The sequence below is a fragment of the Paraburkholderia dipogonis genome, from assembly GCF_046027395.1.
GTDB lineage: Bacteria > Pseudomonadota > Gammaproteobacteria > Burkholderiales > Burkholderiaceae > Paraburkholderia > Paraburkholderia dipogonis_A.
In genome coordinates, this window is the sequence record NZ_JAQQEG010000024.1 from 65,822 (window position 1) to 82,897 (window position 17,076).

Annotated in this window: 14 protein-coding genes; 10 read left to right on the plus strand and 4 right to left on the minus strand. The window is 62.5% G+C overall.

What is annotated here, in order from left to right; all coding sequences use genetic code 11:
• Positions 1-238 precede the first annotated feature (238 nt).
• The gene (locus tag PQR32_RS24435; protein ID WP_408232740.1) at positions 239-964 is read right to left on the minus strand and encodes a GntR family transcriptional regulator; all 726 of its coding nucleotides are present in this window, start codon (positions 962-964) and stop codon (positions 239-241) included.
• A 162-nt stretch (positions 965-1,126) separates the two neighbouring features.
• Here PQR32_RS24435 and PQR32_RS24440 point away from each other — a divergent pair, with 162 nt between their 5' ends.
• The 4 genes from PQR32_RS24440 to PQR32_RS24455 all read left to right on the plus strand — a co-directional run bounded on the left by PQR32_RS24440 (position 1,127) and on the right by PQR32_RS24455 (position 7,649).
• The gene (locus PQR32_RS24440; protein ID WP_408232743.1) at positions 1,127-2,347 is read left to right on the plus strand and encodes a pyridoxal-phosphate-dependent aminotransferase family protein; all 1,221 of its coding nucleotides are present in this window, start codon (positions 1,127-1,129) and stop codon (positions 2,345-2,347) included.
• A 169-nt stretch (positions 2,348-2,516) separates the two neighbouring features.
• Positions 2,517-3,803 carry an MFS transporter gene (locus PQR32_RS24445; RefSeq protein ID WP_408232746.1) on the plus strand — a complete coding sequence of 429 codons (1,287 nt, stop codon included), beginning with the start codon at positions 2,517-2,519 and terminating at the stop codon, positions 3,801-3,803.
• Positions 3,804-3,842: 39 nt separating this feature from the next.
• Positions 3,843-4,592 carry a 2-keto-4-pentenoate hydratase gene (locus PQR32_RS24450; RefSeq protein WP_408232749.1) on the plus strand — a complete coding sequence of 250 codons (750 nt, stop codon included), beginning with the start codon at positions 3,843-3,845 and terminating at the stop codon, positions 4,590-4,592.
• Between the two features lie 33 nt (positions 4,593-4,625).
• Entirely contained in the window at positions 4,626-7,649 is a 3,024-nt protein-coding gene (locus PQR32_RS24455; protein ID WP_408232752.1) for an FAD-binding and (Fe-S)-binding domain-containing protein, read from the plus strand.
• A gap of 40 nt (positions 7,650-7,689) precedes the next feature.
• Here the strand turns inward: PQR32_RS24455 and PQR32_RS24460 are convergent, their stop codons facing one another.
• Positions 7,690-8,607, minus strand: coding sequence for a helix-turn-helix domain-containing protein (locus PQR32_RS24460; protein WP_494471423.1), 918 nt, complete (start codon positions 8,605-8,607; stop codon positions 7,690-7,692).
• A 158-nt stretch (positions 8,608-8,765) separates the two neighbouring features.
• Between PQR32_RS24460 and PQR32_RS24465 the strand changes: the two genes are divergently transcribed.
• From PQR32_RS24465 to PQR32_RS24485, 5 genes are all read left to right on the plus strand, one after another.
• A complete protein-coding gene (locus tag PQR32_RS24465; RefSeq protein WP_408232758.1) occupies positions 8,766-9,665 on the plus strand; it encodes a DMT family transporter in 900 nt (299 codons plus the stop codon).
• 661 nt (positions 9,666-10,326) lie between these two features.
• Positions 10,327-11,043 carry an ABC transporter permease gene (locus tag PQR32_RS24470; protein ID WP_408232761.1) on the plus strand — a complete coding sequence of 239 codons (717 nt, stop codon included), beginning with the start codon at positions 10,327-10,329 and terminating at the stop codon, positions 11,041-11,043.
• Positions 11,040-11,936 carry a glycine betaine ABC transporter substrate-binding protein gene (locus PQR32_RS24475; protein WP_408232764.1) on the plus strand — a complete coding sequence of 299 codons (897 nt, stop codon included), beginning with the start codon at positions 11,040-11,042 and terminating at the stop codon, positions 11,934-11,936. Before PQR32_RS24470 ends, PQR32_RS24475 begins: the two co-directional genes overlap by 4 nt.
• Before the next feature lie 15 nt (positions 11,937-11,951).
• Positions 11,952-12,605: an ABC transporter permease gene (locus PQR32_RS24480; protein ID WP_408232767.1), complete on the plus strand. Its 654-nt coding sequence runs from the start codon at positions 11,952-11,954 to the stop codon at positions 12,603-12,605.
• Positions 12,602-13,810 carry an osmoprotectant ABC transporter ATP-binding protein OsmV gene (locus PQR32_RS24485; protein WP_408232770.1) on the plus strand — a complete coding sequence of 403 codons (1,209 nt, stop codon included), beginning with the start codon at positions 12,602-12,604 and terminating at the stop codon, positions 13,808-13,810. Before PQR32_RS24480 ends, PQR32_RS24485 begins: the two co-directional genes overlap by 4 nt.
• A 10-nt stretch (positions 13,811-13,820) precedes the next feature.
• On the opposite strand, the gene PQR32_RS24490 is transcribed toward PQR32_RS24485, so the two are convergent.
• Both PQR32_RS24490 and PQR32_RS24495 read right to left on the minus strand, forming a co-directional pair.
• Positions 13,821-14,810, minus strand: coding sequence for a LysR family transcriptional regulator (locus tag PQR32_RS24490; RefSeq protein WP_408232773.1), 990 nt, complete (start codon positions 14,808-14,810; stop codon positions 13,821-13,823).
• The gene (locus PQR32_RS24495) at positions 14,807-16,231 is read right to left on the minus strand and encodes an MFS transporter (RefSeq protein WP_408232776.1); all 1,425 of its coding nucleotides are present in this window, start codon (positions 16,229-16,231) and stop codon (positions 14,807-14,809) included. Before PQR32_RS24495 ends, PQR32_RS24490 begins: the two co-directional genes overlap by 4 nt.
• Positions 16,232-16,317: 86 nt before the next feature.
• On the opposite strand from PQR32_RS24495, the gene PQR32_RS24500 reads away from it, so the two are divergent.
• The gene (locus PQR32_RS24500; RefSeq protein WP_408232779.1) at positions 16,318-16,962 is read left to right on the plus strand and encodes a helix-turn-helix transcriptional regulator; all 645 of its coding nucleotides are present in this window, start codon (positions 16,318-16,320) and stop codon (positions 16,960-16,962) included.
• The last annotated feature ends 114 nt before the right edge of the window (positions 16,963-17,076 follow it).

Below are 17,076 nucleotides of genomic sequence, written 5' to 3' on the forward strand. Positions count from 1 at the left end.
TTTGAGAGGCCGTGCATTTCTGTAACCCATTGCTGGCGTCGCCTATTGCAAAGTCCCGCCTCTTGCTCACGCATCACCCGCAACCCAATACGTCCATCACATCAACCACTTGCCTGGGATGTAAGAAGGTTGTCCACAGGCTTGCCAACATTTTAGGTGGACAAGTTTTGCCTTCGGCGCGGACATGCAGACCACGCCGACGCCGAAAGCAAATGCCGCTTAGATACCTTAACTCAACTCAAGTCTTCAACGGCGACGCCGCCACCTCTTCCCGCGACTGCACCTGCAAAACCGCATCACGCTTATCAAGCAGATGCTGCCGAAGAATCGCGCTCAGCTTCTTACCATCCCGCGCTTCAAGTGCCTTCAGCATCTCATCGTGATCATGAATCGCGCTATCCCACTTAGGGACCTGGAAGTTCGACCGAAACCTGAGCGCCTGCAATCGCCGATTCACCGCGACATAAGTCTGCCGCAGTGCTGAATTCCTGGCCGCCTCATTGATCTTGTCGTGAATCGCCTGATTGCGACTGTAGTACCCGGCCAGATCATTCTGCGTACGACACGCGAGCATCGCGTAGTGCAGCGCCTTGATCTCGGCGAGTTCAGCAGCCGTCATCCGCTCTGCCGCCAACTCGCCGGAAAAAGCCTCGAGACCACTCATCAGTTCGAAGGTCTCGCGCAACTCAGCCTCCGACATCTTCCACACCGACGCGCCACGATTCGGCGAAATCTCGATCAACCCTTCCGCGGCCAACACCTTCAGCGCCTCGCGCAGCGGCGTGCGCGAAATGCCGAGCGTTTCGCACAGCTCGCGCTCGTTCAGTTTCTTGCCCGGCTCGAGCACGCCTTCGACGATGAAGCGCCGAATGTGTTCCACCACCGTGTCGTGCAAGCGCTGCCGCTCGACCTTCGGCATCAACGGGGAAGTAGCGACGCTCGCCTCGAAATCCGAATTTTGCATACAAAAACCCTCAACATCCCATTAGCTCAGATTTTATAGGAAGCTGAAAGATTAGTTAATAGCACGGGTAAACACCGGTGCCGACAGGCAATTTTCGCCTTGGGATCATCACGGTTCGTCTGATATAGTTTTTTGAATGCAAAATTCAATCGGAGGAGCCCAATGCTCAAGCTAGACTTTCACCCCGCTGGCCGTCACTTTTTGCAGATTCCGGGTCCGAGCCCGGTGCCCGACCGTATCCTCCGGGCGATGAGCTACCCGACCATCGACCACCGCGGTCCGGAGTTCGGCGAACTTGGTCTGAAGGTGCTCGACGGCATCAAGAAAATCTTCAAGACGCAGCAGCCGGTGGTGATTTACCCGGCCTCGGGCACGGGCGCCTGGGAAGCGGCGCTCTCGAACACATTGAGCCCCGGTGACCACGTGCTGATGTTCGAAACCGGCCACTTCGCCACGCTGTGGAAAAAGATGGCGGAAAGCCTCGGGCTGAAGCCGGAGTTTCTCGGCCTGCCGGGCATTGAAGGCTGGCGTCGCGGCGTGCAGCCGCAAATGATCGAGGAGCGTCTGCGCGCCGACACGCAACACGCGATCAAGGCGGTGTGCGTGGTGCACAACGAAACGTCCACGGGCGTGACCTCCGATATCGCCGCCGTGCGCCGCGCGATCGACGCTGCGGGTCACCCAGCCTTGCTGCTGGTCGACACGATCTCGGGCCTCGCCTGTGCCGACTACCGTCACGACGAATGGGGCGTCGACGTCACCGTCTCGGGCTCGCAAAAGGGTTTGATGCTGCCGCCGGGCATCAGCTTCAACGCGATCTCGCCGAAAGCCGTGGCCGCCAGCAAGCAGGCAAAACTGCCGCGCAGCTTCTGGGACTGGACTGACATCGTCGAGATGAACAAGACCGGCTACTGGCCGTACACGCCGAACACGAACCTGCTTTACGGACTTAATGAAGCGCTCGAGATGATTCTCGGCGAAGGGCTCGACAACGTGTTCGCCCGTCACGAACGTCTCGCCGAAGCGACCCGCCGCGCGGTGCGCGCATGGGGCCTGGAGATTCAGTGTGCGGATCCGTCGGTGTACAGCCCGGTGCTCACGGGCGTGATGATGCCCGATGGCATCGATGCCGATGCGGTGCGCAAGCTCATCTACGAACGCTTCGACATGTCGCTTGGCACGGGCCTCGGCAAGATGAAAGGGCGCATGTTCCGCATCGGCCATCTCGGCGACTGCAACGACCTGATGCTGCTGGCCACGCTGGCCGGCTGCGAAATGGGTCTGCGGCTCGCGGGCGTGCCGCTCAAGGAAAGCGGCATGCCTGCCGCTATGGAATGGTTGAGCCAGCCGACGAAGGCATCAGGCCTGAAAGCCGCAGCCTGAGCGCCGCGCACAGCCAACGACTCGCAAAAAAAAGGGACTCCCCCTCACGAAGCCGCGCATAGAACGCGGCCCCGATCAAATGCGATGGTCCCGCGGCGCGAGCCGCTGCCGGGCAACGACGCAGCGCGCCATCTCAGGCCGCCGTCGACACATGCAATGGAGAGAGACGATGAAGCGGTTTCGTGTGACCAGTGCGACCAGTATCGTTCTAGTGATGCTATGCATCATGTACTTCATCACCTACCTCGACCGCGTCAACGTCAGCACCGCGGCTGCGGGTTTCGGCAAGGAATTCCATCTCTCGCATACGGAAGTCGGCCTGGTGTTCTCGGCCTTCGCGTATCCGTATCTGATCTTTCAGATCATCGGCGGATGGGTCAGTGATCGCTTCGGTGCGAAACGCACGTTGATTTTTTGCGGCGCAATCTGGGGCGTCGCGACTTTGCTGACGGGTTTTGCCGGCGGCCTCGTTTCGCTGCTGGCCGCGCGTGTGCTGCTCGGCTTCGGCGAGGGCGCGACGTTTCCCGCCGCCACTTCCGCAATGGCGCGCTGGGTCGCCAAAGAAAAGCGCGGTTTCGCGCAGGGCATCACGCATGCGGCGTCGCGGATCGGCAATGCGGTGGCACCCGGCCTGATCGTGCTCGTCATGGCGACCTGGGGTTGGCGCGAGTCGTTCTATATCTGCGGTGTGTTCAGCTTGTTGTGGGTCGCCGTGTGGACCATCACCTTCACCGAACATCCGAAAGATCATCCGCGTATCACGAACGACGAGCTCGCCGCGCTCCCCGCGCCGAAGCCGAAAGTCGCTGGCGTGCCGTGGGGCAAACTGTTTCGCCGCATGTGGCCGGTCACGATCGTGTATTTCTGCTATGGCTGGACACTCTGGCTGTTCCTGAGCTGGATTCCCCAATACTTTCTGCACAGCTATCACCTGCAACTTCAGAAGTCGGCGATCTTCGCTTCGGTGGTGTTTTTCGCCGGCGTGATCGGCGACACGCTTGGCGGCATCGTGACCGACTGGATCTTCACGCGCACTGGCAACTTGAAGCGTGCACGCAGCTGGATGGTATCGGTCTGCATGTTCTTTTGCCTGCTTTCGCTGATTCCGCTGATGTTCACGCACAGCCTGTATCTGTCGATGGCGTGTCTCGCGTCCGGCTTCTTCTTTGCTGAAATGACGATCGGTCCGATGTGGGCGATTCCGATGGACATCGCGCCGGAATACTCGGGCACGGCGAGCGGCATGATGAACACGGGCTCGGCTTTGGCCGCGATCATCTCGCCGGTGGTCGGCGGCTTCCTGATCGACTACTTCGGTAGCTGGGAATTGCCGTTCGTCGGCAGCATGCTGTTGATGGCAATCGGCGTGGTGCTCGCGTTCCGCATGCAGCCGGAAAGCAAATTTGCCCTCAACGCAGCCGACAAGGCGCACGTCCCCACCGGCATGGGCGTTTGAGCGCACTACACCGTTCCCTCTCTCTTCGCCTTTGATGATATGACGACAGCACTCAGCCGGCTTCTTGCCGACGCACGCCGCAATCACGCCACGCTCGACACGTTGCCGGCGGAGCAAACACCCGCCGACGCCGCTGCGGCGTACGCGATCCAGCACGAAATCCTGGACGCATGCGGCGCGCGGATCGCCGGCTGGAAGATCGGCGCGAAGTCCGAAAGCGGTCCGATCCAGGGCGCGCCGTTGCCCGACATCGACTTGCATGCAGACGGTGCCCGTTTGCCGCGCGAAGTCTTCGCGCCGTTGGGCCTCGAACTGGAAATCGCGTTTCGCTTCGGACGCCGCTTTGAAGTTTCCACCACGCCTTATAGCGAGGCTGAAGTGCTGGCGGGCATCGGCTGGATCGGCGCGACCATCGAAATCGTGGCGAGCCGCTACGCGGAATGGCCCGCTGTCGACAAGCTCGCCCAACTCGCGGATTTGCAGAACCACGGCGCGCTGATCGTGAGCGAATTCACGCCGTATCGCGAGGACTTTCCGTTCGTGGCGCCGTCGCTGCATTTCAATTTCGACGGAAACGATGTGGTTAAAGCAACGCCTGCCAATCCGGCCGGCGATCCGCGGCGCCTGCTGACGTGGCTCGTCAATCACGCCACCTCGCGCGGCATTGCCGTGGCGCCGGAGATGATCGTCACAGCCGGTTCATATACCGGCATGTTCTTTCCGCAGACGGCGGGCACGGCGAGCGGGCGCATTGAAGGACTCGCGCCGGTCAGCCTCACGCTGTACTAGCCGCTTCCCCTGTATTTGCCATAGACCGACGATATGACGAACCCCACTTCCGCTTTACTCGTCAAGCCGATCCACCTGGTTCCGTCTTCCGCGCGCCTGACGAGTCCGCTCGCGCAGCATCTGCGCAAATCATTGCGTGGCGACGTGCTGTTCGATGCGGCGAGCCGTGGCCGCTACGCGACCGACGCGTCGATCTACCAGATCACGCCCATCGGCGTGGTGGTGCCGCGCGACCAGGACGATCTGCGCATCGCACTGGAAATCGCGCGCAGCGAGAAAGTGCCGCTGCTCGCGCGCGGCGCGGGCACAAGCCAATGCGGTCAGACGGTCGGCGAAGCGCTGGTGATCGATACGAGCAAGTGGTTGAACAACATCGTCGCCTTCGATGCCGAAGCGCGCACGGTGACGGTCGAGCCGGGCGTCGTGCTGGATCACCTGAACGCCTGGCTCAAGCCGCACGGTCTCTGGTTTCCGGTGGACGTGTCGACGGCCGCGCAATGCACGATCGGCGGCATGGCCGGCAATAATTCGTGTGGCTCGCGTTCGATCGAATACGGCAACATGGTGCACAACGTCGACGCAATCGACGCGATTCTCGCCGACGGCAGCGAAGCGCGTTTCGCCTCGCTGCGTGAAGCGCCGCAAGGCGCGCGCCTGGAGCAGATACTCGCGGGCGTGAAGCAGATCGCCGAACGCGAGCGCGACGAAATCGTGGCGCGTGTGCCGAAGGTTTTGCGCCGCGTGGCAGGCTACAACATCGACGTGTTCGATTGCCAGAACCCGCGCGCTTATACCGACGACGGCGTCGCGAACCTCGCGCATCTGCTGGTCGGTTCGGAGGGCACGCTCGCGTTCAGCCGGCAATTGACGCTCAGGCTCGCGCCGCTGCCCGCGCATAAAACGCTGGGCGTAGTCAACTTCCCGACCTTCTGGCAGTCGATGGATCTGACGCAGCATATCGTCAAGCTGAAGCCGGTGGCGGTGGAACTGGTCGATCGCACCATGATCGATCTGGCCATGAGCAATCCGGCGTTTCGTCCGGTGATCGGCAAGGCGCTGGTCGGCGAGCCGCAAGCCATTCTGCTGGTGGAGTTCGCGGGCGAGGACCGCGACGCGCAGCTCGTGTCGCTCAAGCAACTCACGGAACTGATGGCCGATCTCGGCTTGCCCGATTCGGTCGTCGAGATGCCGGACGCGAACGAGCAGAAAGCATTGTGGGAAGTCCGTAAGGCCGGTCTCAACATCATGATGAGCATGAAGGGCGACGGGAAGCCGGTGTCCTTCATCGAAGATTGCGCGGTGCCGCTCGAACATCTCGCTGAGTACACGAGCCGCCTGACCGAGGTGTTCCATCGGCATGGCACGGAAGGCACGTGGTATGCACACGCGAGCGTCGGCACGCTGCACGTGCGGCCGATTCTCGACATGCGGCGCGACGGTGCGCAGAAGATGCGCGCGATCGCCGATGAAGCGGCGGCCCTCGTGCGCGAGTACAAGGGCGCGTATTCCGGTGAACACGGCGACGGACTGTGCCGCGGCGAATGGGTTGCGTGGCAATACGGGCCGCGTCTGAATCAGGCGTTCAGCGAGATCAAGGCTTTGTTCGATCCGGACAACCGCTTCAATCCCGACAAGATCGTGCGTCCGCCGAAGATGGACGACGCGCGCAATTTCCGCTTCGCACCCGGCTACAAGGAACATCGCATCGACACGGCGCTCGACTGGTCGGCATGGAATGTCGAACGCGATCCGCTGACCGGACAGGTGACCTTGCCGGGCAGCGGCAACGATCTGTCCGGCGGGCTCGCGAAGGCCGTCGAGATGTGCAATAACAACGGCCACTGCCGCAAGTTCGACGCGGGCACCATGTGCCCGAGCTATCGCGTGACGAAAGACGAACAGCACGTCACACGCGGACGCGCGAACACGTTGCGCCTCGCGATTTCCGGTCAACTCGGCGAAGCGGGTCTCGCGAGCGACGACGTGAAAGAGACGCTCGATCTGTGCGTCTCGTGCAAGGGCTGCAAGCGCGATTGCCCGACGGGCGTCGATATGGCGAAGTTCAAGATCGAGGCACGGGCGGCGCGGGTCAAACGCCACGGGCTGCGTCTGCGTGACAAGCTGGTGGCTTTTATGCCGCGTTACGCGTCGACGGCGGGCCGCATGCCGGGGTTGATGGCGTTGGCCGACAACGTGCCGGTGCTGTCAGCTTGGTTCAAGCGGGCCGTGGGCTTCGCGCCCGAGCGTAGCTTGCCGCGCTTCAAGAAGTCGTTTTTGGCAGACGCGGTGCCGCCGTGCAAAGCATCTCAAGGCGCCTCGCTCAAAGAAGTGTTGCTGTTCGTCGATACGTTCAACAACAACATGGAGCCGGAGAACGCGCGCGCTGCGCACCAGGTGCTGGAGGCCGCGGGTTACACGGTGCACTTCAATACGCGCCAGGGCGAGCGGCCCGTGTGCTGCGGCCGCACGTTCCTCGCGGCGGGTCTGGTCGATGAAGCGAAGCAGGAAGCGCGGCGCATGCTTGATCTGTTCAAGCCGTTCGTGGAGCGCGGTGTGCCGATCGTCGGACTGGAGCCGTCGTGTTTGCTGTCGTTGCGCGATGAATTCCTGCACTATGGCTTTGGCGAAGAAGCGCAGCAACTCTCGAAGCAGGCGTTCCTATTCGAAGAGTTTCTCGTGGGCGAGGAAAAGGCCGGACGTTTGCAGCTTGCGTTGAAGCCTTTGGCGAAGCAGCAGGCGCTGGTGCACGGCCACTGCCATCAAAAGGCCTTCGACGCCTTCACGCCCGTGCAAACCGTGTTGAAGTGGATTCCTGAATTAAAGGTATCGACGGTGGAATCGTCGTGCTGCGGGATGGCGGGCAGTTTCGGCTATGAGGCGGAGCATTACGCGACATCGCAGGCCATGGCGGAGCTGTCACTGCTGCCGGCGGTGCGCAAGATGGACGGCAACACGCTCATGGTCGCGGACGGCACGAGTTGCCGGCATCAGATCCACGACGGCGCGGGCGTCGACGCAATCCATGTGGCGCGTGTGCTGGCGATGGCGTTGCAGTAAATGCAGTAGCAGCAGCAACGCAGAGCGCGCCGGCCCGCGCTCAGGCGGCGATAGCCTGCCGATACGCAGTCGGTGCGACACCGACACTCTCGCGGAAACGGTGGCTGAAATGGCTGGCGTTGGCATAGCCGCACTGCTCGGCGACCTGCGCGAGCGGCAGCGTCGTGGTGCGCAATAGCGTGCGGGCGCGTTCGAGCCGCTGCTGCGCGATCCACGCGGCGGGTGGCAGTCCGAACGAAGTGTGGAACATGCGCGCAAGATGAAATTCCGACAACGCCGCTACGCCGGCCAGTTCGCCGAGTGTGAGCGTCTGCGAGAGATGGCTTTCGATATAGTCATGCAGCCGCCGGCGAGTCGCGACCGACAAACCGCCTTTGAGCGACGCATCCGGGCGGCGCACGCCTTGCGCGCGCAACAGCAGACTCAGCACCTGATGCGCGGTCTCATTGGTGCGCAGCAAGCCGTCGGGGTCCTGCCAGTCTTCGTTCGCAAGCGATTGACACAACGTGGCGATGCGGGCGTCTTCGAAATACGTGCGATCGGCGAGCGTCAGTTCGCGCGGCTCGAGGTCGAGTTCCTGAACAGCGCGCTGCGTGAAGTGCTCCGGCAGGAAGTACAGGTGCATGAAATGCATGTGCCCGCGCACCCACCAGCGTGATTCGTGCTCGCCGGGCAGCGCACAGAGCCGCGACGGCGCGCCATAATGCCCCGGCATTTTCTGACGCTCGGTGCGATAGCCGCCGTCCAGATAGCACGACAACGTGTGATGTCCGGGCCGCTCGTAGACGGTCTCGGCTTCTTCCGTGTCGCGAGTCCAGACGGCGATGGCCAGCCGGTCGCCGAGCCACGCGAAGCGGTCCAGATTCGCATTGGCGCTGCTCAGCGTATGACACACCGAATGAAGGCCGAACGGCGTTTCGGTAGGGTGGGTCGCGTGGGCGGGCGGTCTGGCGTTCACGAAGCGGGCGAAATACTCGTCAGGACTGGATAAGCGCCAGTATACGGCCGCCCGTGCGCGGCGGCTTGCCACTCCGAAAAAGTGCGCAATCCTGGACAAGTGCGGCCGGCCAGGCTGCGGCATAGTGGGCTTCCGTATTTGCTGCTGCAGGCTTGACCATGAATTTGTCCCTTTATGCCGCCACCGTTTTGATTTGGGGCACCACGTGGATCGCGATCAAATGGCAACTGGGGGCGGTGCCGCCGCCGGTATCCATTGCCTGGCGTTTCTGGATCGCGGCGCTGGTGTTGTTCGCGTTGCTGCGTATCATGCGTCGGCCGATCTGGCCGCCGCGCGCTGCATGGCGATTCCTGGTCGCGCAAGGGTTGGCGCTCTTCTGCCTGAACTTTCTGTGTTTCTACTACGCTGAACAGGTGGTGCCGAGCGGCCTGGTGGCGGTGGTGTTCTCCACCGCGCCGCTGCTGAATTCGATCAACGGCCGCCTGTTCATGGGCCGGCCGTTGCAACCCACGGCGATCGCGGGGGCAGCGTTGGGGCTCGTCGGTATCGTGTGCCTGTTCGTTCAGCAGATGACCGGACACCTCGGCGATCATGCCGCGTGGTTCGGTCTCGGCATCGCGTTTCTTGGAACCCTGTGCTTTTCGGCCGGCAACCTGTTGTCGAGCCGCATGCAATCGATGGGCTTGCACCCGTTCGCCACGAATAGCTGGGCGATGCTGATCGGCGCAGGTGTCCTGACGGTGGGAAGCGTATTGGCCGGCTTCTCGTTCGCCGTCGAGCCGTCCGCACGTTATCTTGGCGCGCTGGCCTATCTCGCGATATTCGGTTCGGTGATTGGCTTCACGGCCTATCTGATGCTGGTCGGGCGCATCGGACCCGAGCGGGCTGCTTACTGCACGGTGTTGTTTCCGATCGTGGCGCTGGCGGTGTCGACGGTATTCGAAGGCTATCGGTGGTCCGCGCTGGCCGTCGTCGGATTGTTGCTGGTGGTGGCCGGCAATCTGGTGGCGTTCGATCTCACGCGGCGTATCTTCGTGCGGCGGGTGCGGACTTCTTGAGGGACGTTTTCCCGGCGAGGCGGCGCGCTAATCCGCCGCCGTGCCGAGAGTGCCGAAGAGACACCGGTTGCCAACGCGCCCCTTGATCAACGGTGATGAATCAGGTTGACCCGGCGGCACTTGCGAGTGTTTGAGGTGAGTATTTTCGGGAGCTCAAAAAGCAGTGAAGGAAGCCACGGGTGAGCTTTTTCAGGAGTGCGGAAATCAAGCAAAAATCAAAGCCAGCACCGTCACCACTTCGTCCGCATTAACCACATGGGTAGACGAAGCCACCCAACGCCCGTATAATCCCAGCACCCTAACCGCGAAATCGCAGCTAAATAAGCCAAGTTAGAAGGGGTTGTATGCAAACTAGCAGCACTTGCATCGTGGCCCATTGCCGGTAAAAAACCGGTATTCATAGGGGGCCCAAATCCCCGCCGGACAAGCAGCCCAGCGCTGCTGCCCAACTTCATCGATGGATCTGGCACCAGTTTTGCTGACTGGTCCGCCACCGAAGGCGAAACCCCATCGCCTTCGCGCCGGGCAAAGAAAACCCCGGCACCACTCGGTTCACCTCGCGGCATCTGCCGCGTCCCGAACTTCCCATTCGCAGCGTCATCTCGACGCCTGTGCGGCGCGGCTATTTCCGCGCGTCGCTCGAACAAGGAGGCGCATCTTCATGATTCAACGTCCTGCCAGACTGATCGGCAGTCTTGTAGCCATCGGTGTTGTCGTCGCGTTGCTGTGTCGCGCGATCGACCCCAGCGCGCTGCATCAGTACGCGCCTGATCTCGTCTACTACACGAAACGGCATCTGCTGCTCGTCGGCTATTCGATGGCTCTCGCGCTGCTGGTCGGCATTCCCGCCGGCGTATTGCTGAGCCGCCCGTCGTTCGCGCGTCACGCCGAACGCTTCATGCAGATCTTCAACATCGGCAACACGATTCCCTCGCTGGCCGTGCTGGCGATCGCGCTCGGCATCTTCGGCATCGGCGATATTCCGGCGCTCGTGGCGCTGTTTCTCGCATCGCTGCTGCCCATTACACGCAATGCCTACGAAGGCATGAAGAACGTCTCGCCAGCGCTGCGAGAAGCGGCGCGCGGTCTCGGCATGACGGGCTGGCAGTCGCTGTTGCGCGTGGAGTTGCCTAATGCCATGCCGATCATCATCGGTGGCGTGCGCACGGCGCTCGCGATCAACGTGGGCAGCGCGCCGCTCGCCTATCTGATCGGCGCGGACAGTCTCGGCACGCTGATCTTTCCCGGCATCTATCTGAACAACCAGCAGCAGCTATTGCTCGGTGCGGCGGCCACCGCGATTCTGGCGCTCGTGCTGGACGGCATCGTCTCGACCGGCAGCCGCTATCTGCTCGCGCGACGCGGGGTGACGGCATGACGAGTCTGTTCAAACGCAGCCGCTGGATCGCCGTCGGCGCATTGCTCTTCACGAATATTCACGCGAGCGCGGCGACACTCGTACTCGGCGGCAAAAATTTCACCGAGCAATACGTTCTTACCGAGATCACGTCGCAATACCTGCGCGCGAAGGGCTACACGATCGACGCCCGCACCGGTCTCGGCAGCACGCTGTTGCGCAGCGCGCAGGAGAACGGGCAGGTCGATATCACGTGGGAATACACCGGCACCGCCGCGATCGTCTACAACAAGATCACCGAAAAGCTCGATCCGAAGACGATGTACGAACGCGTGAAAACGCTCGATGCGAAACGCGGTCTCGTGTGGCTCGATTGCTCGCCGCTGAACAACACGTACGCGCTCGGTTTGCCGCAGCAGGTGGCGCAGCAAACGGGCATCCGCACGATTTCGCAACTCGCCGCGAAGATGGCGGCGGAGCCGAAAAAGAAGCACGTGTTCGCCATGGATGCGGAGTTCGCCAATCGCCCAGACGGCCTGAAGCCGCTCGAAGCCGCCTACGGCATGCAGTTCAGCCGCGAGGAAACGCGTCAGATGGATCCGGGCCTTGTCTACACTGCGTTGCATAACAACCAGGTGCCGATCGGGCTGATCTACACGACGGACGGTCGCGTGAAGGGCTTCAACATCATGCCGCTCGAAGACGACCGCCACTACTTCCCCGCGTACAACGCCACGCCGGTGGTGCGCAAGACGACGCTTGACCAGAACCCGCAACTCGCGCCGCAATTGAACGCGTTGTCCGACGCGCTGAACAACGACACGATGCTGGAGATGAACAAGCAGGTCGACATCGACGGCAAGCCGGTGCGCGAAGTCGCGGCGGAATTCCTGCGCACGCACAAGCTGCCCTGAGCGGAGATCTTCTTTATGACTGTATTCGACTATCTATCGGCCAACTGGCCTGAATTGCTGCAACTCACCGCGCAACACGTGTGGCTAGTAGGGATCGCGGTGGGTTGCGCGATTGCCGTCGGCGTACCCCTAGGTATCCTGATCAATCGGCACGAGTGGCTGGCGGCGCCGCTGCTGAGCATTGCAACGGTGGTGCTGACCTTGCCGTCCATCGCACTGTTCGGCTTGATGATTCCCGTTTTCTCGCGATTCGGCCAGGGCATCGGCGCCGTGCCGGCGATCACCGCCGTGTTCCTCTATTCGCTGCTGCCGATCATGCGCAACACCTACCTCGCGCTGCGTAACGTCGACGCCGGCATTAAGGAAGCGGGCATCGGTATCGGCATGACGGTGTGGCAACGGCTGCGGCTCGTCGATTTGCCGCTCGCCGTCCCGGTGATTCTCGGCGGCGTGCGCACGGCCGTCGTGATGAACATCGGCGTGATGACGATCGCCGCGGTGATCGGCGCCGGCGGTCTCGGCACGCTGATCATCCGCGCGATCGGCCAGAGCAACATGATGAAACTGTTGGTGGGCGCCGTGCTCGTGAGCGTGCTCGCGATCGTCGCCGACCTGCTGCTGCAAGCGCTGCAACGCTTGCTGACCCCGAAGGGAGTACAAAAGACATGATCGAACTCGACAAACTGACCAAGACGTTTACGCAGAAGGACGGCCAGCAGGTGAAGGCGGTCGACTCGGTGAGCCTGACCGTCGGCGAAGGCGAAATCTGCGTGTTTCTCGGCCCGTCGGGCTGCGGCAAGACCACCACGCTGAAGATGATCAACCGTCTGATCGCGCCGACTTCGGGCCGCGTGCTGATCAACGGTGAGGACACCTCGGGTCTGAACGAAGTCGAATTGCGCCGCCACATTGGCTATGTGATCCAGCAGATCGGCCTGTTTCCGAATATGACGATCGAGGAGAACATCACGGTCGTGCCGCGCCTGCTCGGCTGGGACAAGAAGCGTTGCCGCGAGCGGGCCAGGGAACTGATGTCGATGGTCGCGCTCGATCCGAAGCAGTATCTGAAGCGCTATCCGCGTGAACTGTCGGGTGGCCAGCAGCAGCGCATCGGCGTGATTCGCGCGTTGGCCGCCGATCCGCCGGTGCTGCTGATGGACGAGCCGTTCGGCGCGGTCGACCCGATCAATCGCGAGGCGATTCAGAACGAGTTCTTCCAGATGCAGCGTCAACTGAACAAGACCGTGATCATGGTGAGCCACGACATCGACGAGGCGATCAAGCTTGGCGACCGCGTCGCCGTGTTCCGTCGTGGTCAGTTGGTGCAATACGATCATCCTGACACGCTGCTGGCGCATCCGCGCGACGAGTTCGTCGGCGCGTTCGTCGGTCAGGACAGCACGTTGAAACGCCTCTTGCTGGTGAAGGCCGGCGACGCCGCCACCCAGCCGGAAACCGCGCATGCCGACATGCCGGTCGCGCGCGCGTTCCAGATGATGGACGACAGCGACAGCCGCTATCTGACCATCGTCGACGACAAGCAGCAGGCGCTCGGCTACGTGACGCGCCGCGCGGCGCGCGCGGGCCAGGGCGTGTGCGGCGACCATCTGACCGCGTTCAAGGCGACAGTCAGCGCGGACGAGCATCTGCGCATCGTGCTGTCGAAGATGTACCAGTTCAACTCGTCATGGATGCCGGTGCTGGATGCGGACGGCCGTTACGTCGGCGAAGTCACGCAGGATTCGATCGCGGACTATCTGAGCTCGGGCCGCTCGCGTCGGCAGACGGGGCAGCCGGCGATCGTATCGCCCGCTGTTGCGGCGGCGGAGGCGGCGGCCGCGGCCGCGCAAGCGGCGACTGCTGATCACGCGTGAAACTCGCCGCTCAACAAAGCGTCAGAGTGGCGTCGCGAGTCGAATCGAGCGCTGGCCACGGCGATGAATCGACCGCCTGCGCGTGGGTCGTTCTCACCATGCCGGGCGCGCTTTCGAATACCTCGACGAGCCAGTCGACGAAAGCGCGCACGCGCGGCGAAATCTGCCGGCTCTTCACATACGTCACAGCGACAGGCACCGGCGCGGGCCTGCACTTCGGCAACACTTCGACCAACTGTCCCGACGCGAGATACGGCGCGGCAATCGCGCGCCCAGGCTGAATCAAGCCGAGGCCTTCGAGTCCGCAGGCGAGGTAAGTGTGTTCGTCGTTCACCTGAATGAAGCTGTCCACTTTCACCTTGCTCGCTCGCGCCGCCACGCTGAAGTCGAAGTCCATGCGGCGGCCGGTTTGCGTCGACAGCCAGTGCACGGCGACGTGATCCGAGAGATCGTCGAGATGGCGCGGCTCGCCGAATCGTGCGAGATACGCAGGGCTCGCGCAGGTCACGCGCTCGATCAACCCCAGCCGGCGCGCAAGCAAGCGTGAATCCGGCAACTCACCTAACTCGATGCTGCAATCCACGCTCTCCCCGACCCGATCGGGCGAGCGATGATGCACGCCGAGCGCCAGTTCCACATGCGGATGCTGCGCATGAAACGTGGCTAATGCCGGCACTACGATCGACGCTGCGATCATGCCCGGCATGGCCACGCGCAAGCGGCCGCGCAAATTTTCCGGCCGGTTGAAAAGCCCCGATTCGACTTCTTCGATCGCCGCGAGAATCTGCGCGCAGCGCTCGTAGTAGGCGGCGCCTTCGGCGGTCAGCGTGACCTTGCGCGTCGTGCGCACCAGCAGTTGCACCCCGAGCAGCGACTCGAGCGCCTGCACGGTGGTCGTCGCGGTGGCCCGCGGAATTTCGAGCGATTCCGCGGCGCGCGTGAAACTGCTCATATCGACGATGCGTACGAAAATCCGCATGGCCTGCACGCGATCTATCACGATGCTTCTCCGTTTGAGCGCGGCTGCTGCCGTATCAATCCAGCTGCGAGCAGCGGCGCGATCGCAAAGATCGCGAACAGCCACACGGCGGTCTGTTGCGCGCCAGGCTGCGCGGGCAGCGTGGTGAGGCCCGCGCCGTTCGCGACGAGACCGGCGAGTGCCGAGCCCAGCGCCATCGCGAAGAGTTGAATGGTGGTGATCGAGAGCGATGCGAGGTTCTCCTCGCCGGATTGCGCGGCGGTGAACACGCGCGTCAGCAGATGCGGCCAGCCGATTCCGACACCCAGCCCGACGCTGACGAGCGCCGCGCACAGTGTCAGCGTTCCGCTCACGCTGTCGAACAGGCCGGCTTGCGGCATCAGCCACGCGAGCGCGGCAAGACCGAGCGCTTCGACGATCGGGCCCGCGCGGCTCAAGCGTTGCGCGGCGACGGCGGAACGTCCGGCGCTGAACATCGACCCGCACGACCAGCCGGCCGCCATCAAAGCGGTCAGATAGCCGGCCGCGAGCGGCGAACGGCCATGAATCGTCTGCAAGAAATACGGCACGAAGATTTCGCTGGTCACGCCGATGCCGAGCAGGCTCATGCACGCATAAATGCTGCCGATGCGCGTGCGGATCGAATACGAGCCGCTCGGCAACAAGCGCGTACGCGTGCTATCGCGTTCGAGTCTCGCGAGCAGCCAGACGAAGCCAAGGCCGGCCGCGACGCCGAAGGCGTTCCACACAATGTTCTCGCTCAAGGCGGCAAGCGAAATCACCAGAACAGAAGCGCTGAGCAGCATGACCTTGAGCAACGGAATGGGCGCCGCCGCGCCGGTCGCGTGCTTGCCATCCACCTCGCGATGCACGATCACGCCGAGCAGCAAGATGGCCGGCAGCAAGACCCAGAACGCGAGCCGCCAGTCGCCGAGTTCCGCGAAGACGCCGCCGAGCGCGGGCCCGCACAACGTGGCAACGCCCCACATGCCCGACACCAGTCCCATCGCGCGAGGCCATAGGCGCTCTTCGAACACGACGCGAATCAACGCATAGCTGAGTGCGAGCAGTATGCCGCCGCCGAGGCCTTGCAACGTGCGGCCGGCCAGCATCCACGGCATGGACGGTGCGCTCGCGCAGACCACAGTGCCCAACGCGAATACGGCGAGCGCGTTGAAATAAACGGCGCGCGCGCCGAGCCCCGCAAGCAGACGCACCGACAACACCGAACCCAGAATCGACGCGACCACGAATAGCGTGGTGTTCCACGCATACAGTTCGAGTCCGCCGATGTCGTGCACGACCGAGGGCAGGATCGTCGTCGCGACATAGACGTTGGTGGCGTGCAGCGCGACGCCGCCGGCCAGACCCAATGCCCGCCAGCCGTTGCTGCCACTGAGAAGATCGCTCCATGCGGGCGCATTCGATTGCAGATTTTTCATGTCGTGGACAGCCGTGCGAGGCTGGCTTATTATGCAAGTATTGGCTTGGATAATAATGGCACTCGATGAGATATGCAAATGAAAGCTTGGAAAATTCACCGGGCCTCGCGCCGGTGGATCGCATCCTGAATCTGTTGAAAGTGCAGGGGCCGTTGTCGACGGCATCGATCGCGAGCGAACTCGGTATCACCGTCGAGGCGGCGCGCCAGCAGATCCAGAAGCTGCTGAGCGGCGGATTGATAGAAGGACGTCAAGCGTCGCAAACGGGACCTGGGCGGCCGAGTCAAAGCTGGGCTTTGACGGAGGGGGGCAACGCGCGTTTTCCCGACACGCATCCGCAATTGACGGTGCAATTGCTCGGGTCGATTCGCCAGCTATTCGGCGAAGCGGGACTCGACAAGCTGATCGACCAGCGCGCCGTTGAAACGCGCGCGAATTATCTGGCGGCGCTCAAGCCGGTCAAAGGCCTCAAGGCGCGGCTCGCGAAGTTGGCGGAGATTCGCAGCGCCGAGGGTTACATGGCGGAGTTGCACAAAGACGGACGCGACTGGCTGCTGCTCGAAAACCATTGCCCGATTTGCGCGGCGGCGCGAACTTGCCAGGGATTTTGCCGCACGGAGTTGCAACTCTTTGCGGAGATCGTCGGGGAAGACGGATCGATCGAGCGCGAAGAGCATGTGCTGGCAGGCGCGCGTCGCTGCGTTTATCGCATCCGCGTGAATAGCAGGTAGCACCGCATTTTTGCGCGAGCTTATGCGCTCCGGATGGTTGGGGACAATTCAACTTTTAACGCGAATTTTTTATCAATATATTTCCGATTTTTCTATGCGAGGATAAAACGTCAA